Consider the following 20,902-nt stretch of genomic DNA (forward strand, 5'->3'; position numbering starts at 1 on the left):
CAGGGGCCTACAGCCGCCCCTGCGCCCGTCTCTCCGCCTGGCTCTGGTCAAAGTTCTGCATTCCTGCCTGCTGACCGGTTTGAATGATGCCGGGAAGTTGCCACGTTTTCCCTTCACGAATGAGATTCGCCGCCGCGGCGGTATTCACCAGCAGTTCATACAGCGCGACGCGCCCGCCCTGAAGATCGGGAAGCAGTTTCTGCGCCAGCACCGCCCGCAGGCTGCCGGCCAGCTGGTTACGCACCGGATCTTTCTCCTGCGCCGGGAACGTATCGACCAGCCGCTCAATCGCCTGCGATGCCCCGCGCGTATGCAGGGTCGCCAGCACCAGATGCCCGGTCTCTGCTGCCGTTAGCGCCAGGCGGATCGTTTCGCTGTCGCGCAGCTCCCCGAGCAAAATCACGTCAGGATCCTGGCGTAAGGCGCTGCGCAGCGCGTCGGCAAATGACGGGCTGTGCTGACCAATCTCCCGCTGCTGGATCAGGCAACGCTCGCTCTGGTAGATAAATTCCACCGGATCTTCGAGCGTGAGGATATGGCCGTCAGTATGGTGGTTGAGAAAATCGACCATCGCCGCCAGCGTCGTAGATTTACCGCTGCCGGTCGCCCCCGTCACAAGAATCAACCCGGACTCATTGGTTAACAGTTCCGGGATGGCCCTCGGCGCACCCAGTGAAGCGAGCTGCGGACAGGTACGCGGCAACAGCCGTAGCGTCACAGAGACACCGCGCATCTGCTTAAAGGCACTGCCGCGCAGGCGCTGACCTCCCGCCACCGTCGCGGCAAAATCCACCTGCCCGCTGGCCCACCATATGCCCTGCTGCTCATCGTTGAGCCACGCTTTTAACAACGCCCCGACGTCGGGAGGAGGAAACGGTGCCGGTTCAAGGCGGCCTGTTCTGCGCCAGCGGGGTGGCGAATCACTGCACAGGTGTAGATCGGAGACGTTATGCTTTACACTAAGGGCCACAATTTCTTCCACATCCATAGACTACTCCTCGGAAAATGAACGACATTGCGCATAACCTGGCACAGGTCCGGGACAAAATCTCAGCCGCCGCAGCGCGTTGCGGCCGGGCTTCAGAAGAAATTACGCTGCTTGCAGTCAGCAAAACCAAGCCTGCGAGCGCCATCGCAGAAGCCATTTACGCAGGCCAGCGGGCGTTTGGTGAAAACTACGTGCAGGAAGGCGTGGATAAAATTCGCTACTTCCAGGAACAGGGGAAGACGGATCTGCAGTGGCACTTTATTGGCCCACTGCAGTCGAACAAAAGCCGTCTGGTGGCAGAGCACTTCGACTGGTGTCACACCATTGACCGCCTGCGTATTGCGACGCGTCTGAACGACCAGCGTCCGGCAGAGATGCCAGCGCTTAACGTGCTGATTCAGGTCAACATCAGTGACGAAAACAGCAAGTCCGGCATTGCGCTGAGCGAGCTGGATGCGCTGGCAGCCGAAGTGGCCGAACTGCCGCGCTTAACCCTGCGTGGTTTGATGGCAATCCCGGCGCCTGAGTCAAGTTATGAAAGGCAGTTTGCCGTGGCACAGCAAATGGCTGTAGCATTTGAGGCGCTTAAAGCGCGCTATCACACGGTAGACACGCTTTCTCTGGGCATGTCGGATGATATGGAAGCCGCCATTGCGGCAGGCAGCACGATGGTGCGCATCGGCACGGCAATTTTCGGTGCGCGCGACTACTCAAAATAATAAGGAAACCTGAGGAACGCCATGAAGACGTTGACTTTCCTGCTCTCAACGGTCATTGAGCTGTACACGATGGCGCTTTTGCTGCGCGTCTGGATGCAGTGGGCCCGCTGTGATTTTTACAATCCGTTCTCGCAGTTTGTCGTGAAAATCACGCAACCTGTAGTCGGACCGCTGCGCCGTATTATCCCGGCCATGGGTCCCATCGACAGCTCGTCTCTGCTGGTGGCGTTTATTCTGAGCGTTATCAAAGCGATCGTGCTGTTTATGGTCATCACCTTCCAGCCGATTATCTGGATTGCCGCCGTTCTGATTCTGATCAAAACCATCGGCCTGCTGATTTTCTGGGTGCTGCTGGTCATGGCGATCATGAGCTGGGTGAGCCAGGGCCGTAGCCCGGTAGAGTATGCCTTGATTCAGCTGGCCGAGCCGCTGCTGCGTCCAATCCGTAACCTGCTTCCGTCTATGGGCGGCATCGATTTTTCGCCGATGATCCTGGTTCTGCTGCTCTATGTGATCAACATGGGGATCGCTGAACTGCTGCAGTCCACGGGCGATATGCTGCTGCCGGGGCTGTGGATGGCGCTATGAGTGCAGTAAGCACCTGCGCTGACGGGCTGGTTTTACGGCTGTATATTCAGCCGAAAGCCAGCCGTGACAATATTGTTGGACTGCATGGCGACGAGTTAAAAGTCGCCATCACCGCCCCGCCGGTTGACGGCCAGGCGAACGCGCATCTGACCAAATATCTGGCAAAACAGTTTCGCGTCGCCAAAAGCCAGGTCATCATTGAAAAAGGCGAACTGGGGCGACATAAACAGGTAAAAATCCTTAATCCGCAATCTATCCCGACGGAAGTCGCGGCTCTGACAGAACAGGACTAAACCATGCAGAAAGTTGTTCTCGCGACCGGCAACGCCGGTAAAGTGCGCGAGCTGGCCTCGCTATTAAATGATTTTGGTCTGGACGTGGTCGCCCAGACCGATCTTGACGTGGATTCCGCCGAAGAGACGGGGCTGACGTTTATCGAAAACGCGATCCTCAAAGCACGCCATGCCGCGCAGATTACGGGCCTGCCCGCGATTGCCGACGACTCCGGCCTGGCCGTAGACGCCCTTGGCGGCGCGCCGGGGATCTACTCCGCGCGCTATTCCGGCGTTGACGCTACCGACCAACAGAATCTGGAAAAGCTGCTTGTCGCCCTGAAAGACGTCCCGGACGAGCAGCGCACCGCGCAGTTCCACTGCGTGCTGGTCTATCTGCGTCACGCGGAGGACCCGACGCCGATCGTCTGCCACGGCAGCTGGCCAGGCGTGATTACCCGTGAAGCGGCTGGCAACGGCGGCTTTGGTTATGACCCGATTTTCTTTGTCCCTTCCGAGGGCAAAACCGCTGCGGAACTGACCCGCGAAGAGAAAAGCGCGATATCCCACCGTGGACGCGCGCTGAAACTGTTACTGGAAGCACTGCGTAATGGCTAATTTGCCACCTCTGAGTCTTTATATTCACATCCCGTGGTGCGTGCAGAAATGCCCGTACTGCGATTTCAACTCGCACGCGCTGAAGGGCGAAGTGCCGCACGATGACTACGTGGCGCATCTGCTGGCCGACCTGGACGCCGATGTACCTTACGCACAGGGACGTGAAGTTAAGACCATTTTCATTGGTGGCGGTACGCCGAGCCTGCTGTCAGGCCCGGCGATGCAAACGCTGCTGGACGGCGTGCGTGCGCGCCTGAACCTGGCAGCGGATGCTGAAATTACGATGGAAGCCAATCCCGGCACCGTTGAGGCCGACCGTTTTGTCGACTATCAGCGCGCGGGCGTTAACCGCATCTCCATCGGCGTGCAGAGCTTTAGCGAGCCGAAACTGAAGCGCCTGGGGCGTATTCACGGCCCGGAAGAGGCGAAGCGCGCGGCAAACCTGGCGACCGGTCTTAATCTTCGCAGCTTTAACCTCGATTTGATGCACGGCCTGCCGGATCAGTCGCTGGACGAGGCGCTGGACGATTTGCGCCAGGCCATTGCGCTGAACCCGCCGCACCTGTCGTGGTACCAGCTCACCATCGAGCCCAACACCCTGTTTGGCTCGCGCCCGCCGGTGCTGCCGGATGACGACGCGCTGTGGGATATCTTCGAGCAGGGTCACAGGCTTTTAACCGCTGCGGGCTATCAGCAGTACGAAACGTCGGCGTATGCGAAGCCGGGCTACCAGTGTCAGCACAACCTGAACTACTGGCGCTTTGGCGACTATCTCGGGATTGGCTGCGGCGCGCACGGTAAGGTGACTTTCCCGGACGGGCGCATTCTGCGCACCGCCAAAACCCGTCACCCGCGCGGGTATATGGAAGGCCGCTACCTGGAGCGTCAGCACGACGTCGAGGCGGCGGATAAACCGTTTGAGTTCTTTATGAACCGCTTCCGCCTGCTGGAAGCCGCGCCGCGCGCGGAGTTTGCGCTGTACACCGGGCTGCCGGAATCGGTGATTCGCCCGCAGCTCGACGAGGCGCTGGCCCAGGGATATCTCACGGAATGTGATGATTACTGGCAGATCACCGAGCACGGCAAACTGTTCCTCAATTCCCTTCTTGAGCTGTTCCTCGCCGAAGATTCCTGAAGGCTGATTCAGGATTTTGCATCCCGCTCTGCCGGCTGACGGAAAGGCTGGCAGAGTGTGGGAATGGACAAATCAAAACAACTCCGCAAACAAATGACGCCCGAAGAGTTACGCCTCTGGTATTTACTCAGGGGACGCCGCTTCTTTGGCTATAAGTTTCGCCGCCAGATGCCGATTGGTGCGTATATCGTGGATTTTGCCTGTTTTAAGGCGAAGCTGATTATCGAGCTGGACGGTGGACAACATCAGAACAACGAAATGTATGATTCACGTCGTGCTGAATTTTTGCATGCAAACGGCTGGGAAATACTGCGGTTCTGGAATAATGAATTCAGAGCTAATGAGGAGGAGGTAATGATGGCTATTCTGCAACGACTGCAATGCCTGATGCCCTCACCCTAACCCTCTCCCACAGGGAGAGGGAACGATTACACCCTCTCCCCTGGGGAGAGGGTTAGGGTGAGGGGCCCAGCGCGCAGAGACCTTACTTCAGCGTCCCCACCAGCGCCTTCCGGCTGTCTTCCAGCGACACCACGCGTTTACACACGTCTTTGCCGAACTGCTGGAAATCATCTTCCTGGTTTTTCCACTCGTTCTGAATGGAGGTTTGCAGGCCGCCCAGACTGCCCAGCACGCCCTGCAGCGGGTTACCGCCGCCTTTCAGCACCGCTTTGGCACCCATCTCGTTGATGCTGTCCTGCAGGATGCCGCCCATCGCCTGGTTCACCAGCTGCTGCCCGTCGGCACGGACCTGATCAATCGCCTTGTAGTGGAACGTCAGGCCGTCGGAGCGCGTCTCAATAATGCGGTTCATCTGTTCTTTAAGCTGCTTGTCCAGCTTCGTCAGGCGGGTGCGCATGTTACTGCTCTCCCCCACCTCTTTGGTGATGATCTTATCCAGCGCCACGCGGCTCTTTTCGACGCGCGTCAGGGCACCTTCATTAATCCACGGCAGCGCGGTACGCAATTCTGACTGGTAGTCTTTCGCCTGCTCGCGCTGTGCGGCAGTCAGGTTGTACTGCTTGCCGTTATAGGTGACGTTCCCTTCTGGCGTAATCACCAGATTGCCGTTCTCGCCTTTGACCTGCACGGTTTGCGGGCTTAACACCACGTCATCACGCGGGGTGACGCTACACTGATAATCCGCATGGGCGGTGAATCCGGTTGCCATTAAAGCAACAGCCAGCAACGTTTTGCGCATCTTAAACACTCCCTCAGACAAAACGGGCCAGCTAATGCTGGCCCCTTACTGCTTAATTAGTCCCACCAAACGTCGAAAAGTTCGCTGACGCGGACATCTTCGAGCTTGTGGTCTTCAAGCCATTTACGGACCAGAGCCTGATGTTCTTCGGTGCATTTACCCACTTCCTGGGTGCAGATCAGACCTTCCCAGGCCAGATAGCCGCTACCGTCGAAGGCCAGTTTGTTTGGCTCGATCACCTCGTTGATGAACGCATCCACGTCCTGATCGATCTGCTCAACGCTGGTGCCTTCCGGGAAACGCCACGCAACGGAGAAGCCCACTTCCTGGAATTCTTCGATGTGCATCTTTTTACGCAGACGACGGCTACGATTCTTTGCCATTATTTCACCCTCTCGAACATTAAGTCCCATACACCGTGACCAAGACGATGGCCACGCTGTTCAAATTTCGTTACCGGACGCGATTCCGGACGCGGTACATAGTCGTTGCTCGCAGACTGGTTTTTGTAGCCGTCCAGCGACGACATCACTTCCAGCATATGTTCCGCATACGGTTCCCAGTCGGTCGCCATATGGAAGACACCGCCCAGCTTCAGCTTGCTTTTAACCAGCTCGGCAAACGGCGCCTGAACGATACGGCGTTTATTATGACGCGCTTTGTGCCACGGGTCAGGGAAAAAGAGCTGAACCATGGTTAAAGAATTGTCAGGAATCATTTTGTGCAGCACTTCCACCGCGTCGTGACACATCACGCGCAGGTTCTCAACGCCCTCTTCATGGGCCGTTGCCAGACACGCACCGACGCCCGGGGAGTGGACTTCGATACCGAGGAAGTTCTGCTCCGGGCGCGCTTTCGCCATGGTCACCAGTGAGGCGCCCATACCGAAGCCAATTTCCAGCGTGATCGGCGCGTCGCGGCCAAACAGCTCGGCAAAATCCAGAGGCTGCTCGCTGAACTCAACGCCCATCACCGGCCAGTAGTTGTCCAGCGCGTGTTGCTGACCTTTTGTCAGGCGGCCCTGACGACGGACAAAGCTGCGAATACGGCGCAGCGGGCGACCGTTTTCATCAAATTCCGGTGAAATGACGTCGTTTTTCATAAAAGAGTTGTCTGCTTGTGAGAATGTTCGGGAAACGGGCATTATCCAAAGTTAAGGCTTCTATGCAAGCATGGGAAAGATCCGGTTTACAGCAGATTGACGCTGTGCTGCAATCTGCGTCCCTGATTATGCGAATCGATGACCATGCAAGCCTCTCAATTTTCAGCCCAGGTGCTGGACTGGTACGACAAATACGGGCGTAAAACCCTGCCCTGGCAAATTGAAAAAACGCCTTACAAAGTATGGCTCTCCGAGGTGATGTTGCAACAAACGCAGGTCGCCACGGTAATCCCTTACTTCGAGCGTTTTATGGCGCGCTTCCCGACGGTGACCGATCTGGCCAACGCCCCGCTGGACGAGGTGCTGCACCTGTGGACCGGTCTTGGCTATTACGCCCGCGCGCGTAATCTTCACAAAGCCGCTCAGCAGGTTGCGACGCGCCACAACGGGAAATTCCCGGAAACCTTCGACGAGGTGGCCGATCTCCCCGGCGTCGGACGCTCAACCGCAGGCGCTATTCTCTCTCTGTCTTTAGGCAAGCATTTCCCGATCCTCGACGGCAACGTAAAGCGCGTGCTGGCACGCTGCTATGCCGTTGACGGCTGGCCGGGGAAGAAGGACGTTGAAAAACGCCTGTGGGAAATCAGTGAAGCGGTCACTCCGGCGAAAGGGGTGGAGCGTTTTAACCAGGCGATGATGGATCTTGGCGCGATGGTCTGCACACGCTCAAAACCCAAATGCGAACTCTGCCCGGTGAGTAACCTCTGCGTGGCGTATGCCAACCATTCCTGGGCGCAGTATCCGGGCAAGAAACCCAAACAGACGCTGCCGGAGCGCACCGGCTATATGCTGCTGATGCAGCACGGCGATGAGGTCTTCCTGGCCCAGCGTCCGCCGAGCGGTCTGTGGGGTGGTCTATACTGCTTCCCACAGTTTGAAGATGAAGACTTGCTGCGTGAATGGCTTAAACAGCGTGGGATTGCTGCCGATAACCTGACGCAGCTGACCGCGTTTCGCCACACCTTCAGCCATTTCCATCTGGATATTGTGCCGATGTGGCTTCCCGTGTCCTCCTTCGCCTCGTGCATGGATGAAGGCACCGCTCTCTGGTATAACTTAGCGCAACCGCCATCAGTCGGGCTGGCGGCTCCCGTGGAGCGCCTGTTACAGCAATTACGTGCCGGTGCAATGGTTTAGCATCGGTCAAAAAAGAGGAATGAGTATGGCCAGAACGATTTTTTGTACTTTCCTGCAGCGTGACGCTGAAGGCCAGGATTTCCAGCTTTATCCGGGCGAGCTGGGTAAACGCATCTACAATGAAATCTCCAAAGAAGCCTGGGGACAGTGGCAGAAAAAGCAGACCATGCTGATCAACGAGAAGAAACTCAGCATGATGAACCCGGAACACCGCAAGCTGCTGGAGCAGGAGATGGTGAGCTTCCTGTTCGAAGGTAAAGACGTGCACATCGAAGGCTATACGCCACCGGAAAAATAATATCGAGCGGCTGTTGCCGGGTGACGCTACGCTTACCCGGCCTACAAAACCGTAGGCCCGTGCAAGCATAGCGCCGCCGGGCAACAGCAACGACCAGGCAAACACAACACGCACTCCCGGAATGATGAAAAAACTTTTAGCGCTAGCCCTTGTTGCGCCGTTGCTGGTCTCGTGTTCGTCAAAAAAAGGCGATGATTACAACGAGGCCTGGATCAAGGACACCAACGGTTTTGACATTTTGATGGGGCAGTTTGCCCATAACATCGAGAATATATGGGGATTTAACGAAGTTCTTATTGCCGGACCTAAGGACTACGTTAAGTACACCGACGCCTATCTGACCCGTAGCCATATCAACTTTGATGAGGGGACGATCACGATTGAGACCATTGCAGGCACGAACCCTGCGGCACGACTCCGTCAGGCGATTATCAAAACCCTGCTGATGGGTGACGATCCGGGCTCCATCGATCTCTACTCCGATGCCGACGACATTACCATCTCGAAAGAGCCGTTCCTGTACGGTCAGGTCGTCGATCAGACCGGTCAGCCGATCCGCTGGGAAGGTCGCGCCACGAAATTTGCCGACTACCTGCTGCAGACGCGCCTGAAAAGCCGCTCTAACGGTCTGAAGATCATCTATAGCGTCACCATCAACCTCGTCCCGAACCACCTCGACAAGCGTGCGCATAAGTATCTGGGCATGGTGCGTCAGGCCTCGCGTAAGTACGGCGTGGATGAGTCGCTGATCCTGGCGATTATGCAGACCGAATCCTCGTTTAACCCTTATGCGGTAAGCCGTTCCGACGCCCTGGGGCTGATGCAGGTGGTACAGCACAGCGCCGGGAAAGACGTCTTCCGCGCGCAGGGGAAATCCGGCACGCCGAGCCGCAGCTATCTGTTCGACCCGCAGAGCAACATTGATACCGGCACCGCCTATCTGGCGATGCTGAATAATGTGTATCTCGGCGGTATCGATAACCCAACGTCGCGTCGCTATGCGGTGATCACCGCCTATAACGGCGGCGCGGGCAGCGTGCTGCGCGTCTTCTCGAATGACAAAGTGCAGGCCGCGAACATCATCAACAGCATGGCGCCGGGAGATGTCTACTCCACCCTCACCACCCGCCACCCTTCTGCGGAATCCCGCCGGTACCTGTATAAGGTGAATACGGCGCAGAAAAACTATCGTCGTCGATAATCAACACACCTTCTCCTGCAAGGAGAAGGTGTTCTGCTTCCACCCACCCATACGAAAATGTTATTTGCATCACAATCCAAACTGCAAATTAATGTGGATTGCATTTTTTTGCGGGAGGTAACAAAACATATCGTTGCCAACTGATAGAATTGCATCAAATAACAACCCTGAATGTTCCTATAACAACATATCTCCCGCTCACTTGTGAGGAAAGTAACATGAACCTTAAGCTGCAGCTTAAAATATTGTCGTTTCTGCAGTTCTGCCTGTGGGGTAGCTGGCTGACTACACTCGGCTCCTATATGTTTGTGACGCTCAAGTTCGATGGTGCGTCAATCGGTGCCGTATACAGCTCGCTCGGTATTGCGGCGGTCTTCATGCCGACGCTGCTGGGGATCGTGGCGGATAAATGGCTAAGCGCCAAATGGCTGTACATGCTTTGCCATCTGGTGGGCGCGGGGACGCTGTTTATGGCAGCCCAGGTGACCACGCCGGGGGCAATGTTCATGGTGATCCTGCTTAACTCGCTGGCCTATATGCCAACGCTTGGGCTGATCAACACCATCTCCTACTACCGCCTGAAATCCGCGGATATGGATATCGTGACCGATTTCCCGCCAATCCGTATCTGGGGCACCATCGGCTTTATCATGGCGATGTGGGGCGTGAGCTTCGCGGGCTTCGAACTGAGCCATATGCAGCTCTATATCGGTGCGGCGCTCTCCGTGCTGCTGGCGATCTTCACCCTGACGCTGCCAACCATTCCGGTGTCTAACCAGCAGAAAAACCAGAGCTGGAGCACCATGCTCGGCCTGGATGCCTTCGCGCTGTTCAAAAACAAACGCATGGCGATCTTCTTTATCTTCTCCATGCTGCTGGGCGCGGAGCTGCAGATCACCAACATGTTCGGCAACACCTTCCTGCACAGCTTCGATAACAATCCGCTGTTCTCCGGCAGCTTTATCGTTGAACATGCGTCGGTGATGATGTCCATCTCTCAGATCTCTGAGACGCTGTTCATCCTGACCATCCCGTTCTTCCTGAGCCGCTACGGCATCAAGAACGTCATGCTGATCAGTATCGCGGCGTGGATGTTGCGCTTCGGTCTGTTCGCCTACGGCGACCCAAGCCCGTTCGGTACCGTGCTGCTGGTGCTGTCGATGATTGTTTACGGCTGCGCCTTCGACTTCTTCAACATCTCCGGTTCGGTGTTTGTGGAAAAAGAAGTGAAGCCTGAAATCCGCGCCAGCGCGCAGGGTATGTTCCTGATGATGACCAACGGCTTCGGCTGTATTCTGGGCGGCGTGGTGAGTGGTAAAGTGGTTGAGATGTACACCACCAACGGCATCACCAACTGGCAGCCGGTGTGGCTGATCTTCGCGGCGTACTCGCTGGTGCTGTTCTTCGCGTTCATCGCGCTGTTCAAGTACAAGCACGTGCGTGAACCGCACGGTGCGCAGCCGATCGCGCATTGATTGTTGTGCCCGGTGGCGCTAACGCTTACCGGGCCTACAAAACCAGACCGTAGGCCGGGTAAGGCGAAGCCGCCACCCGGCTATTTTATTCCAGACAGCACCCACCCCACCGACAGTAAATCCGCGCTGCCGCCCGGGCTCAGGTTCCGTTCAATCAGTGCGTTATCCATTCTGATCAACGCCTCGCGGTCCCAACCGTTAACCAGCAGTTCCCGCGCGTAGCCCTGAACGTAGCGCAGCCCTTCCATGCCGCCGCGAGATACCAGATTGCTGTCCTGATTGACGGCCATCAGGCGTAACAGCAGGCCGTGAAGTGAATGTCCATTCCACTGCGCCAGCGCCTTACGCACCGTCGCAAAGCCGCTCTCCGCCTCACCGCGCGCGCCGGTTAAGCCGTACTGCTGGAACTGTCGCTCGCCCGCCGTCGCCTGTCCGCTGCGTGCGGCCAGCTCCCGCGATACCAGCCCGCGGCAGATGTTACTCACCTCACAACAGAGGCTCTCTGAGGAAATATTTTTCACACGACCGGCGGCGAAGCACAGTAAACCCAGGGCAAAAATCCCGCCTTTGTGGGTGTTCACTCCGTTCGTCGCGGCATACATCGCCTGCTCGCAGGCCAGCCCCATAGGGCGGAGAAGGCGTAGCTGTTCGCCAGCGGGTTTATCCGCATGCGCGCTGCCCAGCTCGGCAAAGCGCGAAAACCACGGCGTAATTGCCACGATGCTGCGGACAAACAGCGCGTGGTCCATATCGCGATGGGAACCGTTGTTGAGCCTGTCCACCAGCCCCGGCTTGGGCGTCAGCTCCAGCTCCTGCCACAGCGCCGCTTCGGCAAGCGCGGGCACGTCAGCCGGGCGCGGTTTAGTCGCGAGCAAACCAGTCATCGATCGTCTTCTCCACGCGGGAAACCACCTGCTCAACGGGGTGGTTGCGCGAACGGGAACAGGCGTGGGCGGGCGCGTCGCAGATCAGGCAGCGCCTGAGATTCGCCCCCAGCGACTGACGCCCGACGTGGCCGTGCTGAGGGCAAATCACGTCCAGATCCCACAGCCTGCCGAGCGGGTGCGTCTGCTCCAGATCCGCACAGTGTGCTTTGATTTCTACCGCCGGATGGGCCACGCACCAGAGGGCTTCAGGCCCGGTCGGGAGCCACAGCACCTGACGGTCCAGCACCTGCCAGCGGTTTTCCCACAGCAGCTGGTCGCACATCTGCAGCGCTACGCCCATGGTATTGCGATAGCGCAGGCTGTCCTTGATTTCCCCTGGCGTGACCAGCGTGAGGGAAATCACCGGTTGTTGATAGTGCTCAAGCATGTCAGCCTGGCGCGCTGCGCGGCGCTCTTTCGCCGCCAGCAGTTCGTCAAGGCTGACACCCGCCCGCACGGGTGTCGCTAAAGTCATACTTCCTCCTTCACCTGTCGCACGGTGTCGATCACACTGCCGTCGCGGTAGCGGATCACCCCGACGATTTTGTCGGTAAACTCAATCGGTTTCGGGACGCCGGTCAGGGAGATCGCCCGCTCGTACAGCGCGTTGATATCCACCACCTTCAGCCCGGCTTCCAGCAGCCGCTCGCGGATTTCAGGGCGCGCCGGGTTGACCGCGATGCCGTGATCGGTAACCAGCACGTCGATGCTTTCGCCCGGCGTGAGGCGCGTGGTAACCCGCTTCACGACCGTCGGAATGCGGCTGCGCAGCAGAGGGGCAACGACGATGGTCAGGTTCGCCGCGGCGGCCACGTCGCAGTGCCCGCCGGACGCGCCGCGCATCACGCCGTCGGATCCGGTGATGACGTTGACGTTGAACTCGACGTCGATTTCCAGGGCGCTGAGGATCACCACGTCGAGCTGATCGCAGCTTGCCGCCTTGCTGCCGGGGTTGGCGTAAACGTTGGTGGAAATCTCGACGTGGTTCGGGTTGCGCGCCAGCGAGGCCGCCGCCTGACCGTCAAAGCACTGGGTATCGAGCAGCTTTTCGATGAGCCCCTTCTCGTGCAGATCCACCAGGCTGCCGGTGATGCCGCCGAGCGCAAAGCGCGCCTTCACGCCGCTGCGCTCCATCTTCTCTTCCATAAAGCGGGTGCAGGCCGTGGCTGCCGCGCCGGAGCCGGTCTGCATCGAGAAGCCCGGTTTGAAGTAGCCGGAATGCTCGATCACGTCCGCCGCATAGCGGGCGATCATCAGCTCGCGCGGGTTGCTGGTGACGCGCGCCGCGCCGACGCTGATTTTCGCCGGGTCGCCCACGCTCTCGACCTGAACGATGTAGTCCACCTGGTCCTGCACCAGGCTGGCGGGCATATTGGGAAACGGCACCAGTTCTTCAGTCAGCAGCACCACCTTGTGGGCAAAGTGCGCGTCCACCATGGCGTAGCCCAGGGAACCGCAGCACGATTTGCCGTGCGTGCCGTTGGCGTTGCCAAACTCATCGCTGCACGGCACGCCGAGAAATGCCACGTCGATATTCAGCTCGCCGTCCTGGAGCAGCTTCACGCGCCCGCCGTGGGAGTGAATTTGCACCGGCTCGTCCATCAGCCCGTGGGAGATGGCGTCCGCCAGCCTGCCGCGCATGCCCGAGGTGTAAATCCGGGTGATGACGCCGCTTTCGATATGCTCGATCAGCGCGTCGTTGCAGGTCATCAGCGAGCTGGAGGCCAGCGTCAGGTTTTTGAAGCCCATCCGCGCCAGCAGCGCCACGACGGTGTTGATCACCCGGTCGCCTTCGCGAAACGCATGGTGGAAGGAGATGGTCATCCCGTCCTGCAGGCCGCAGCGCTTAACTGCCTCTTCAATCGAGGCGCACAGCTTTCGGCTGTGCTTCGCATCGCTGTCCGCCAGCCACGGCGTGGTGCTGTGGGCGGTATCAAAGGGTTTTAAGTCCCGCAGATGGGGAAAATTCACATGGAGAAGTTCAGTCTGATTCATTGTCTTATCCTTACCGACGCACGCCGGAAGCCGCCGCGCGCTCCAGCACCACCTGCGCGTGGTTAATAATCGGTGCATCCACCATTTTGCCGTTAAGCGACACCACGCCCAAGCCGTTACGCTCGCCCTCTTCTGCTGCCTCAATCACCCTTCTGGCGTGATCCACCTCTTCCTGCGTCGGGGCGTAGGCGTTGTGCAGCAGGTCAATCTGACGCGGGTTAATCAGCGATTTGCCGTTGAAGCCCATCTTGCGGATCAAATCGACCTCGCGCAGGAACCCGGCCTCATCGTTAACGTCTGACCACACCACGTCGAAGGCGTCGATACCCGCCGCGCGGGCGGCGTGCAGCACGGCGCAGCGGGCGTAGAACAGCTCGGTGCCGTCGCCGCGCTCGGTCTGCATGTCCATCACGTAGTCAAAGGCGGCCAGCGCAATGCCGATGAGGCGCGGAGAGCTGCGGGCAATCGCCACGGCGTTGATGACGCCAATGGCCGACTCAATCGCCGCCATCACGCGGGTGGAACCGATCTCGCGGCCGCACGCTTGCTCGATGCGCTCGAGGTGACCCTCCAGCTCGAAGATATCGTCCGGAGTGTCGGTTTTCGGCAGACGGATCACATCCACGCCTGCCCGCACGGCGGCTTCCAGATCCAGCAGGCCAAACGGCGTGCTCAGCGGGTTAATGCGCACCACGGTTTCGATATCCTGATACATCGGATGCTGCAGCGCGTGGAACACCAGCATGCGCGCGGTATCCTTCTCGCGCAGGGCAACGGCGTCCTCCAGGTCAAACATGATGGAGTCGGGACGGTAGATAAAGGCGGTGGAGAGCATGGCGGCGTTAGCGCCCGGCAGGAACAGCATGCTGCGGCGGAGTTTGCTCATTTCAGCGCCCCCCAGTTGATGGCCTGTTCATCGGCGGCACGCATCAGCGCGCTTTGCAGACGGGCGCGAATCACACAGTCCAGCGCCCCTTTGTCTTCAATAATGATTAATCCCTGGTGCACGTTCATGGCGCGCAATGTGTCGTTGACCACCTGGCGAATGTGCTCGCCAAACTGCTTAATCACTTCGCTGTGGATGACGATCTCCAGCTCGCCGTGAGCGGGCGCGATTTTCACCATCAGGTCGCTGGACTCCTGCGTTCCGGCCAGCGCCTCCCTTACAATTTTCATGATAAATTCCTGGTAGTTAAGCGACTTCCGCACTCGCACGATAATGCGTTTCGAGATGCGCGAAGGTGGAGTCCGGGACAATCTCCCGGATCCGGGAAAACTGCTGTGTCTTCAGTAATCGGCGCACTTCGGACGCCGATATGGCGTTGCCGGTGGCCTTGATGCGCGGCATTTCCACCACCTCGATATGCGAGGCCAGCAGGTCGTGCAGCGTCTGGTTGTACTGACGGGTGATATCGCAGAACGGCTCCGAGCCGATGAAGCGGTGCGTAATGCCGAGCGCCGGGGCGATAAAGTCCCGGAAGATCAGCACGTCGATCTCGCTCCACGCCTGCTGCACTTTGCCGGTCTCCTTCAGGAAGTAGGCCGGAAACGTGGCGCGAGAGATGATGTACTGCGAGCCTTCATGCACCACTACGTTCGGCAGATGCGCCACGCCCGCGCGCACCATCTCGAGCCGCGCGCTGAACGGGAAGAACGAGGCGTCTTCGCGCACCACGAACAGGTGCAGGGCGTCGCACTGCGCCGCCGCCTGCTCCACCAGATGGCGGTGGCCGAGGGTGAACGGATTGGCGTTCATCACGATGGCGCCAATCTTCTCCCCGCACTTGCGGTTCGCGCGCAGAGAACGGCAGTAGCGCGCGATCCCCTGCGGGGTGTTCTCCATCAGCACGGCGTTGTTCCCGCTCTGGGCAATCGGCCAGAAGCCGCTGCGGGCAAAACGCTCCCGGTTGCACGGACGGGTACAGAGGAAGAGGTGAAAATGGCCGCGCTCCAGCGCCGCATGTTCCACCTCTGCCAGCAGCCGCGCGCTGAGGTTCTCGCCGCGAAGCTGCTCGTTGACCGCCACGCACTTGATGACGTTGGCGGCAAGCCCTGCGCAACCCACCAGCTGCGGGCCGGACCAGGCTTCGACAAACAGCGTGATGTCGTTGTCCAGGCCAAGGCCGCTGTCTGCCAGCAGGTAACGGATCTGGCTTAAGCGTTCCGGGTGCTTCGCCACGAGGGTGTGGCGAAAATCGATGGGTTGACTGTTCATGCCGCCTTACTCAGTGTGCCGCCGCAAGCCCGACGGCTGGCGCTTCCACAATCACGTTGCTCAGATGACCGATATGCTCGATCTCCACCTCAATGCGATCGCCCTCTTTCATAAACAGCGGCGGGTTACGCTTTTTACCCACCCCGCCAGGGGATCCAGTGATGATCACATCGCCAGGACTTAAGCGGGTGAAGGTGCTGATGTACTCGATCAGCTCCGCAACCTTGTGGATCATGCTGCTGGTGTTGTCTTCCTGCACCATGCGGCCGTTCAGCCAGGTGCGAATCGCCAGTTGGTGCGGATCGGGGATCTCATCCGCCGTCGCCATCCACGGACCAAACGCGCCGGTCTGACGCCAGTTTTTACCGGCGGTGAACCAGGTGTGCTGCCAGTCGCGGGCGGAGCCGTCCATGTAGCAGCTGTAGCCCGCCACGTGGCGCAGGGCGTCGTCGCGGCTGATGTTCTCCCCGCCTTTACCGATGATCACCGCCAGTTCGCCTTCGTAGTCGAATTCGCTGGAGTGGCGCGGCTTCAGCACCGGCTCGTTGTGGCCGGTCTGTGAATCCGGGAAGCGGACAAACAGCGTCGGGGCCGGGTTGTGCTGGTCAAACTCCTTGCGCTTGTCGGCGTAGTTCATGCCCACGCAGAGGATTTTTTCCGGCTGCTCAATCACCGGTAAGAAGGTGATGGCGCTCATCGGCACGTCCACGGCATCGTTCAGGTAGCGGGTGGCCTGCGCCAGCCCGTTGCCCTGCAGCAGCGCCTTGAGGTCGCTGTAGCGGTCGCCCAGACGGCGGCCTAAATCAATCACGCCGTCGGCCTGCACGATGCCGTAGCTGCGTTTTCCCTGGTATAAAAAGCTTGCGAGTTTCATTGTTCTTTCCTGAAAACTTAAACGAGGAAGTTGCCCAGAATCAGCAGAGAGATGGAGACGTTAATCGCCCCGCCGATACGGGTAGCAATCTGGGCGAACGGCATCAGGCTCATGCGGTTGCCTGCGGTCAGGATCGCCACGTCGCCGGTACCGCCCTGTCCGCTCTGGCAGCAGGAGACGATGGCGACATCAATCGGGTGCATACCAATCTTTTTGCCGACGAAGAACCCGGTCGCCACCAGCGCGGAGACGGTGCTGATAATCACCAGCAGGTTGGTCAGCGTGAAGGCGGCCACCAGTTCATGCCATGGGGTGATGGCCACGCCAACGGCAAAGAGAATCGGGTAGGTCACAGAGGTCTGGAAGAATTTGTACACCACCTGAGAGCCTTCCAGCAGGCGCGGAGAGGCGCCGTTGCAGAGCTTCACCAGCACCGCCATAAACAGCATGCCGACCGGCGCAGGCAGGCCAATCAGCTTGTGGCCGAGCATGCCCAGCATGTAGAGCAGCACCGCCAGCAGCGCGCCGGAGGCGATCGTGGTCACGTCCGCTTTGCCGGAGAACGCAGGCTGAGAGACGGTGGCATCGGCATTAGCGCGGTTAGGCATCAACTGGCCTTCACCGGTCAGATGCGGGTAGCGTTTACCAAGCTGGTTCAGGCAGCCGGAGATGATGATCGCCGTCAGACCGCCGAGCATGACCATCGGCAGCACGCGACCGAGCGCCACGCCCTGGTCCATATGCAGCAGGGTGGCATAGCCGATGGAAAGCGGGATCGCCCCTTCCCCAACGCCGCCCGCCATGATTGGCAGGATGATAAAGAAGAAGATCTGGAATGGCTCAAGACCCAGCGCCAGGCCGACGCCCATCCCCACCAGCATGCCGACGATTTCGCCGCACAGCATCGGGAAGAAGATGCGCAGGAAGCCCTGAATCAGCACCGTGCGGTTCATGCTCATGATGCTGCCGACAATAATGCAGCAGATATAGAGGTAGAGGATGTTGGTGGATTTGTAGAACTTAGTGGTGGACTCGACCACCACGTCCGGCAGCAGGCCGTAATAGACCAGCGCGGAAGGGATAAAGGTGGCGCAAATCGCCGCCGCGCCGAGCTTGCCGACAATCGGCAGGCGTTTGCCAAACTCGCCGCAGGCAAAGCCGAAGAAGGCCAGCGTCGCCACCATCACCACGATATCGCTCGGCAGTTTTCCGCCCAGGCAATCAATGGCGATCAGCGCGCCCGCCAGAACGAACAGCGGCAGAGGAATAATCCCGATTTTCCAGGTATCCATAATATGCCACCAGCGCTCTTTAAGCGAAGGTCGCTCAATTTCAATCGGGTCGTGGGTAACAGAGAAAGAATCGTCAGTTGTGCTCATAATAAGCCCCTTGGTTATTTTGTGCGTTCAGCTTAGAGTCACAAAGGCTTACTTTATGTGAGGAATGACATATTAAAAGCGAAGTTTTAATGGCAGCTATGGTTTTAATGGTTTCTTTTATTTAATGTGATTTATGCCTTATTTATGGTCGTGGTTTTTATGGTTTCTTTTCTGAATTGAACAAACAAATAACATTTATTCGTGCAGCCAGAGGCCACCCGTCTTTGGGATGATGCTTTTACAACGCCCGCTGTGCAAGGGATCACAAGTTTTCGGCAAAGCGGACGTCCGCGTGAAAAAAGATGATATATTGGCGATCTTTGTCGCTACCTTGCGTGAGAGTTATGAAAGTCTCTTTCCAGATCAAGCTGTTTATTTCGCTGGTTGCCTTTTTCTCAGTGCTTTTTACGTTACTGGGCGGATATTATTATGCCGACGTCGGCAAACAGCTTTATCAGGAAATGAGCACACGCGCAAAAATACAGGCTGAAGAGATTGCGCTTATTCCAACGTTGCGACATGAAGTTGAACAAAAGAATATCAGCGCCATCCATGATTTTATGCAGAAGATTTCTGCGCACAGTGACGCCAGCTTTATTGTGATTGGCGATAATAAGGGCCAGCATCTTTTTCACTCCGTCTTCGCCGACAGAGTGGGCACCACGCTGGTAGGTGGCGACAACGACGCCGTATTGCAGGGTAAAAGCACCACCACCATCCGCAAAGGCGGGTTGGGCATTTCGCTGCGCAGTAAGGCCCCCATTTTCAACGCTGCCGGACAGGTGGTCGGCATTGTTTCGGTCGGCTATCTCACCAGCTACCTGGACACCATTACCGTCAGTAAAGTGGTCAATATCCTGATTGCCGCGGTGCTGCTGCTAATTGCTCTCTTTATCTTCTCCTGGTTCTTTACCCGCAGTATTAAGAAGCAGATCTTCTCCCTCGAGCCGCGCGAGATCGGCCTGCTGGTGCGCCAGCAGAAGGCGCTGATGGAGTCTATTTATGAAGGGGTGATTGCCATTGACGATCAAAGGCGGATTGAGGTGATCAACCAGGCGGCGCGCAAGCTGCTGGGGCTGAGCCAGCCGGCCCGCGAGCTGCGCGGGCAGCTGATAAGTCAGGTGATCGATCCGGTCCCGTTCTTCGACACGCAGACGATGCTGGCGAAAGATACCCATGACGAGATTTGCCGTTTTAACGATCTGACGGTGATTGCCAGCCGGGTCCACATCATGCTTGAGGGGTCGCTGCAGGGCTGGGTGATCACCTTCCGCGATCGCAACGAGATCGACTCGCTGAGCGCCCAGCTTAGCCAGGTCAAACGCTATGTCGATAACCTCCGCATAATGCGTCATGAGCAGCTAAACCGGATGACGACCCTCTCCGGCCTGCTGCACATGGGCCGCTATGAGGAGGCGATTGGCTACATTCAGGCGCAGTCTGAACACGCCCAGGAGCTGCTGGACTTTATCTCTTCGCGCTTTAGCTCCCCGACCCTGTGCGGCCTGCTGCTGGGCAAAGCCGCCCGCGCGCGGGAGAAAGGCGTCGAACTGAGTTTCGACCCGGCCTGTCGTCTGGACAGACCGTTCCTGCCGCTGGGGGAGCAAGAGCTGATTTCGATTATTGGCAACCTGCTGGATAACGCCATCGAAGCGACACAGCGGTCGCCGCTTCCCCACGCGCCGGTGGAGGTGCTGATAAAGCTCAGCGAACAGGAGCTGATCATTGAAGTGGCCGACCAGGGCGTGGGCATCAAGCCAGAGATCCGTGACCGGATCTTTGAGCGCGGCATCACCACCAAAACACGCGGCGATCATGGGATTGGTCTGTATCTGATCGAAAGCTATGTCACACAGGCTGGCGGCGCGATAGAAGTTGCCGATAATACGCCGCGCGGCGCCATTTTCTCCCTGTTTATCCCGGCCACGGGAACCGCCCGGCAACTGGAAGACACCGACTATGCAACATGAACTTATCGACGTACTGATTGTTGAAGACGAGAACGAACTGGCGCAACTGCACGCGGAGCTGATAGGCAAACATCCGCGTCTGAGGCTGGTGGGTATTGCCTCGTCGCTGGCTGCGGCCCAGGCAGAGCTTGCAAACAAACAGCCGCAGCTGGTGCTGCTGGATAACTATCTGCCGGACGGCAAAGGGATCTCGCTGATCAATAACCCCATGCTGGCCCGCGCCAACTGCTCGGTGATTTTTATCACTGCCGCCAGCGATATGGACACCTGCAGCCAGGCGATCCGCAACGGCGCGTTCGACTACATCCTCAAACCCGTCTCCTGGAAGCGGCTCAGCCAGTCGCTGGAGCGCTTCGTGCAGTTTGCAGAACAGCAGCGGGTCTGGAAGATTGTCGACCAGCAGAACGTTGATTCGCTGTATCAGCTTCAGGCAAAAAATTACCGCCAGGACAACGGCAGCAAGGGCATTGAGGAAAATACGCTGGCGCGGGTGCAGTCGCTGTTTAACGACAAGGCAACGCACTGCTTTACCGTGGATGAGGTGGTGAGCGAGACGGGATTGAGTAAAACCACCACCCGTCGCTATCTGGAGCACTGCGTGGAGACGGGGTTTCTCAGCGTGGAGATGCTGTACGGGAAGATCGGGCATCCGAGGAGGATGTACAAGCGTAGTGCGGTTTAACTCCCCTCACCCCGGCCCTCTCCCCAAAGGGGCGAGGGTGAAAAGACGGCTCCGTGCAATCCCCTCT

General features: G+C 58.2%; 24 protein-coding genes. 12 read left to right on the forward strand and 12 right to left on the reverse strand.

The window, feature by feature from the left end; translation table 11 throughout:
* Positions 1–7: 7 nt before the first annotated feature.
* On the reverse strand, positions 8–988 hold the full coding sequence (locus KGP25_RS20195; protein ID WP_223539538.1) for a type IV pilus twitching motility protein PilT: 981 nt from the start codon (positions 986–988) through the stop codon (positions 8–10).
* Positions 989–1,005: 17 nt separating this feature from the next.
* On the opposite strand from KGP25_RS20195, the gene KGP25_RS20200 reads away from it, so the two are divergent.
* The 6 genes from KGP25_RS20200 (at position 1,006) to KGP25_RS20225 (ending at position 4,722) form a co-directional block, all read left to right on the forward strand.
* Positions 1,006–1,707, forward strand: a complete 702-nt coding sequence (locus tag KGP25_RS20200) for a YggS family pyridoxal phosphate-dependent enzyme (RefSeq protein ID WP_223539539.1) — start codon at positions 1,006–1,008, stop codon at positions 1,705–1,707.
* A 21-nt stretch (positions 1,708–1,728) separates the two neighbouring features.
* Positions 1,729–2,295, forward strand: coding sequence for a YggT family protein (locus tag KGP25_RS20205; protein WP_045909933.1), 567 nt, complete (start codon positions 1,729–1,731; stop codon positions 2,293–2,295).
* Complete coding sequence (gene yggU, locus KGP25_RS20210; RefSeq protein WP_045909934.1) at positions 2,292–2,588, forward strand: DUF167 family protein YggU; 297 nt, start codon at positions 2,292–2,294, stop codon at positions 2,586–2,588. Before KGP25_RS20205 ends, yggU begins: the two co-directional genes overlap by 4 nt.
* A gap of 3 nt (positions 2,589–2,591) precedes the next feature.
* Positions 2,592–3,185, forward strand: coding sequence for an XTP/dITP diphosphatase (locus KGP25_RS20215; protein ID WP_223539540.1), 594 nt, complete (start codon positions 2,592–2,594; stop codon positions 3,183–3,185).
* Positions 3,178–4,320, forward strand: a complete 1,143-nt coding sequence (gene hemW / locus KGP25_RS20220) for a radical SAM family heme chaperone HemW (protein ID WP_223539541.1) — start codon at positions 3,178–3,180, stop codon at positions 4,318–4,320. The genes KGP25_RS20215 and hemW overlap by 8 nt, the downstream gene beginning before the upstream one ends.
* 63 nt (positions 4,321–4,383) lie before the next feature.
* Positions 4,384–4,722: an endonuclease domain-containing protein gene (locus tag KGP25_RS20225; RefSeq protein ID WP_196365307.1), complete on the forward strand. Its 339-nt coding sequence runs from the start codon at positions 4,384–4,386 to the stop codon at positions 4,720–4,722.
* An 82-nt stretch (positions 4,723–4,804) separates the two neighbouring features.
* On the opposite strand, the gene KGP25_RS20230 is transcribed toward KGP25_RS20225, so the two are convergent.
* Genes KGP25_RS20230 through trmB form a run of 3 tightly spaced genes read right to left on the reverse strand, consistent with a single transcriptional unit; the run spans position 4,805 to position 6,623 of the window.
* Positions 4,805–5,521 (reverse strand): DUF2884 domain-containing protein, encoded by a 717-nt coding sequence (locus KGP25_RS20230; protein ID WP_008499762.1) that lies wholly within the window; start codon positions 5,519–5,521, stop codon positions 4,805–4,807.
* Between the two features lie 56 nt (positions 5,522–5,577).
* Positions 5,578–5,904, reverse strand: coding sequence for a YggL family protein (locus KGP25_RS20235; RefSeq protein ID WP_003862421.1), 327 nt, complete (start codon positions 5,902–5,904; stop codon positions 5,578–5,580).
* Entirely contained in the window at positions 5,904–6,623 is a 720-nt protein-coding gene (trmB, locus tag KGP25_RS20240) for a tRNA (guanosine(46)-N7)-methyltransferase TrmB (RefSeq protein ID WP_048224819.1), read from the reverse strand. The genes KGP25_RS20235 and trmB overlap by 1 nt, the downstream gene beginning before the upstream one ends.
* Before the next feature lie 144 nt (positions 6,624–6,767).
* On the opposite strand from trmB, the gene mutY reads away from it, so the two are divergent.
* The 4 genes from mutY to KGP25_RS20260 all read left to right on the forward strand — a co-directional run bounded on the left by mutY (position 6,768) and on the right by KGP25_RS20260 (position 10,794).
* Positions 6,768–7,820: an A/G-specific adenine glycosylase gene (gene mutY / locus KGP25_RS20245; protein WP_196346577.1), complete on the forward strand. Its 1,053-nt coding sequence runs from the start codon at positions 6,768–6,770 to the stop codon at positions 7,818–7,820.
* 25 nt (positions 7,821–7,845) lie between these two features.
* The gene (locus tag KGP25_RS20250) at positions 7,846–8,118 is read left to right on the forward strand and encodes an oxidative damage protection protein (protein ID WP_008499765.1); all 273 of its coding nucleotides are present in this window, start codon (positions 7,846–7,848) and stop codon (positions 8,116–8,118) included.
* A gap of 124 nt (positions 8,119–8,242) precedes the next feature.
* Entirely contained in the window at positions 8,243–9,319 is a 1,077-nt protein-coding gene (gene mltC / locus KGP25_RS20255) for a membrane-bound lytic murein transglycosylase MltC (protein WP_223540587.1), read from the forward strand.
* 218 nt (positions 9,320–9,537) lie between these two features.
* Complete coding sequence (locus KGP25_RS20260; RefSeq protein ID WP_008499767.1) at positions 9,538–10,794, forward strand: nucleoside permease; 1,257 nt, start codon at positions 9,538–9,540, stop codon at positions 10,792–10,794.
* A gap of 80 nt (positions 10,795–10,874) precedes the next feature.
* On the opposite strand, the gene citG is transcribed toward KGP25_RS20260, so the two are convergent.
* The 8 genes from citG to KGP25_RS20300 are packed head-to-tail and all read right to left on the reverse strand — an operon-like array spanning position 10,875 to position 18,183.
* Positions 10,875–11,678 carry a triphosphoribosyl-dephospho-CoA synthase CitG gene (gene citG, locus KGP25_RS20265; protein ID WP_223539542.1) on the reverse strand — a complete coding sequence of 268 codons (804 nt, stop codon included), beginning with the start codon at positions 11,676–11,678 and terminating at the stop codon, positions 10,875–10,877.
* Positions 11,656–12,195 carry a citrate lyase holo-[acyl-carrier protein] synthase gene (gene citX, locus KGP25_RS20270; RefSeq protein WP_023618643.1) on the reverse strand — a complete coding sequence of 180 codons (540 nt, stop codon included), beginning with the start codon at positions 12,193–12,195 and terminating at the stop codon, positions 11,656–11,658. The genes citG and citX overlap by 23 nt, the downstream gene beginning before the upstream one ends.
* Complete coding sequence (citF, locus tag KGP25_RS20275; RefSeq protein ID WP_223539543.1) at positions 12,192–13,715, reverse strand: citrate lyase subunit alpha; 1,524 nt, start codon at positions 13,713–13,715, stop codon at positions 12,192–12,194. Before citF ends, citX begins: the two co-directional genes overlap by 4 nt.
* Before the next feature lie 10 nt (positions 13,716–13,725).
* Positions 13,726–14,601, reverse strand: a complete 876-nt coding sequence (gene citE, locus KGP25_RS20280) for a citrate (pro-3S)-lyase subunit beta (RefSeq protein ID WP_048224834.1) — start codon at positions 14,599–14,601, stop codon at positions 13,726–13,728.
* Positions 14,598–14,891 (reverse strand): citrate lyase acyl carrier protein, encoded by a 294-nt coding sequence (gene citD, locus KGP25_RS20285; RefSeq protein ID WP_021242087.1) that lies wholly within the window; start codon positions 14,889–14,891, stop codon positions 14,598–14,600. The genes citE and citD overlap by 4 nt, the downstream gene beginning before the upstream one ends.
* Before the next feature lie 16 nt (positions 14,892–14,907).
* Positions 14,908–15,930, reverse strand: a complete 1,023-nt coding sequence (gene citC / locus KGP25_RS20290) for a [citrate (pro-3S)-lyase] ligase (RefSeq protein WP_223539544.1) — start codon at positions 15,928–15,930, stop codon at positions 14,908–14,910.
* A gap of 10 nt (positions 15,931–15,940) precedes the next feature.
* On the reverse strand, positions 15,941–16,804 hold the full coding sequence (locus KGP25_RS20295) for a fumarylacetoacetate hydrolase family protein (RefSeq protein ID WP_045134818.1): 864 nt from the start codon (positions 16,802–16,804) through the stop codon (positions 15,941–15,943).
* A gap of 17 nt (positions 16,805–16,821) precedes the next feature.
* On the reverse strand, positions 16,822–18,183 hold the full coding sequence (locus tag KGP25_RS20300) for a 2-hydroxycarboxylate transporter family protein (RefSeq protein WP_223539545.1): 1,362 nt from the start codon (positions 18,181–18,183) through the stop codon (positions 16,822–16,824).
* 344 nt (positions 18,184–18,527) lie between these two features.
* Between KGP25_RS20300 and KGP25_RS20305 the strand changes: the two genes are divergently transcribed.
* Together KGP25_RS20305 and KGP25_RS20310 are read left to right on the forward strand one after the other, a co-directional pair.
* Positions 18,528–20,153 carry a sensor histidine kinase gene (locus KGP25_RS20305; RefSeq protein WP_223539546.1) on the forward strand — a complete coding sequence of 542 codons (1,626 nt, stop codon included), beginning with the start codon at positions 18,528–18,530 and terminating at the stop codon, positions 20,151–20,153.
* Positions 20,143–20,835, forward strand: a complete 693-nt coding sequence (locus tag KGP25_RS20310) for a response regulator (RefSeq protein WP_048029052.1) — start codon at positions 20,143–20,145, stop codon at positions 20,833–20,835. Before KGP25_RS20305 ends, KGP25_RS20310 begins: the two co-directional genes overlap by 11 nt.
* Positions 20,836–20,902: the final 67 nt, after the last annotated feature.

Source organism: Enterobacter sp. JBIWA003 (assembly GCF_019968825.1).
GTDB classification, from domain to species: Bacteria; Pseudomonadota; Gammaproteobacteria; order Enterobacterales; family Enterobacteriaceae; genus Enterobacter; species Enterobacter quasiroggenkampii.

Coding starts and splice junctions, on each gene's coding strand:
- KGP25_RS20195 (WP_223539538.1), bottom strand. CDS start 988: ATGGATGTGGAAGAAATTGTGGCCCTTAGTGTAAAGCATAACGTCTCC.
- KGP25_RS20200 (WP_223539539.1), top strand. CDS start 1,006: ATGAACGACATTGCGCATAACCTGGCACAGGTCCGGGACAAAATCTCA.
- KGP25_RS20205 (WP_045909933.1), top strand. CDS start 1,729: ATGAAGACGTTGACTTTCCTGCTCTCAACGGTCATTGAGCTGTACACG.
- yggU (WP_045909934.1), top strand. CDS start 2,292: ATGAGTGCAGTAAGCACCTGCGCTGACGGGCTGGTTTTACGGCTGTAT.
- KGP25_RS20215 (WP_223539540.1), top strand. CDS start 2,592: ATGCAGAAAGTTGTTCTCGCGACCGGCAACGCCGGTAAAGTGCGCGAG.
- hemW (WP_223539541.1), top strand. CDS start 3,178: ATGGCTAATTTGCCACCTCTGAGTCTTTATATTCACATCCCGTGGTGC.
- KGP25_RS20225 (WP_196365307.1), top strand. CDS start 4,384: ATGGACAAATCAAAACAACTCCGCAAACAAATGACGCCCGAAGAGTTA.
- KGP25_RS20230 (WP_008499762.1), bottom strand. CDS start 5,521: ATGCGCAAAACGTTGCTGGCTGTTGCTTTAATGGCAACCGGATTCACC.
- KGP25_RS20235 (WP_003862421.1), bottom strand. CDS start 5,904: ATGGCAAAGAATCGTAGCCGTCGTCTGCGTAAAAAGATGCACATCGAA.
- trmB (WP_048224819.1), bottom strand. CDS start 6,623: ATGAAAAACGACGTCATTTCACCGGAATTTGATGAAAACGGTCGCCCG.
- mutY (WP_196346577.1), top strand. CDS start 6,768: ATGCAAGCCTCTCAATTTTCAGCCCAGGTGCTGGACTGGTACGACAAA.
- KGP25_RS20250 (WP_008499765.1), top strand. CDS start 7,846: ATGGCCAGAACGATTTTTTGTACTTTCCTGCAGCGTGACGCTGAAGGC.
- mltC (WP_223540587.1), top strand. CDS start 8,243: ATGAAAAAACTTTTAGCGCTAGCCCTTGTTGCGCCGTTGCTGGTCTCG.
- KGP25_RS20260 (WP_008499767.1), top strand. CDS start 9,538: ATGAACCTTAAGCTGCAGCTTAAAATATTGTCGTTTCTGCAGTTCTGC.
- citG (WP_223539542.1), bottom strand. CDS start 11,678: ATGACTGGTTTGCTCGCGACTAAACCGCGCCCGGCTGACGTGCCCGCG.
- citX (WP_023618643.1), bottom strand. CDS start 12,195: ATGACTTTAGCGACACCCGTGCGGGCGGGTGTCAGCCTTGACGAACTG.
- citF (WP_223539543.1), bottom strand. CDS start 13,715: ATGAATCAGACTGAACTTCTCCATGTGAATTTTCCCCATCTGCGGGAC.
- citE (WP_048224834.1), bottom strand. CDS start 14,601: ATGAGCAAACTCCGCCGCAGCATGCTGTTCCTGCCGGGCGCTAACGCC.
- citD (WP_021242087.1), bottom strand. CDS start 14,891: ATGAAAATTGTAAGGGAGGCGCTGGCCGGAACGCAGGAGTCCAGCGAC.
- citC (WP_223539544.1), bottom strand. CDS start 15,930: ATGAACAGTCAACCCATCGATTTTCGCCACACCCTCGTGGCGAAGCAC.
- KGP25_RS20295 (WP_045134818.1), bottom strand. CDS start 16,804: ATGAAACTCGCAAGCTTTTTATACCAGGGAAAACGCAGCTACGGCATC.
- KGP25_RS20300 (WP_223539545.1), bottom strand. CDS start 18,183: ATGAGCACAACTGACGATTCTTTCTCTGTTACCCACGACCCGATTGAA.
- KGP25_RS20305 (WP_223539546.1), top strand. CDS start 18,528: ATGAAAGTCTCTTTCCAGATCAAGCTGTTTATTTCGCTGGTTGCCTTT.
- KGP25_RS20310 (WP_048029052.1), top strand. CDS start 20,143: ATGCAACATGAACTTATCGACGTACTGATTGTTGAAGACGAGAACGAA.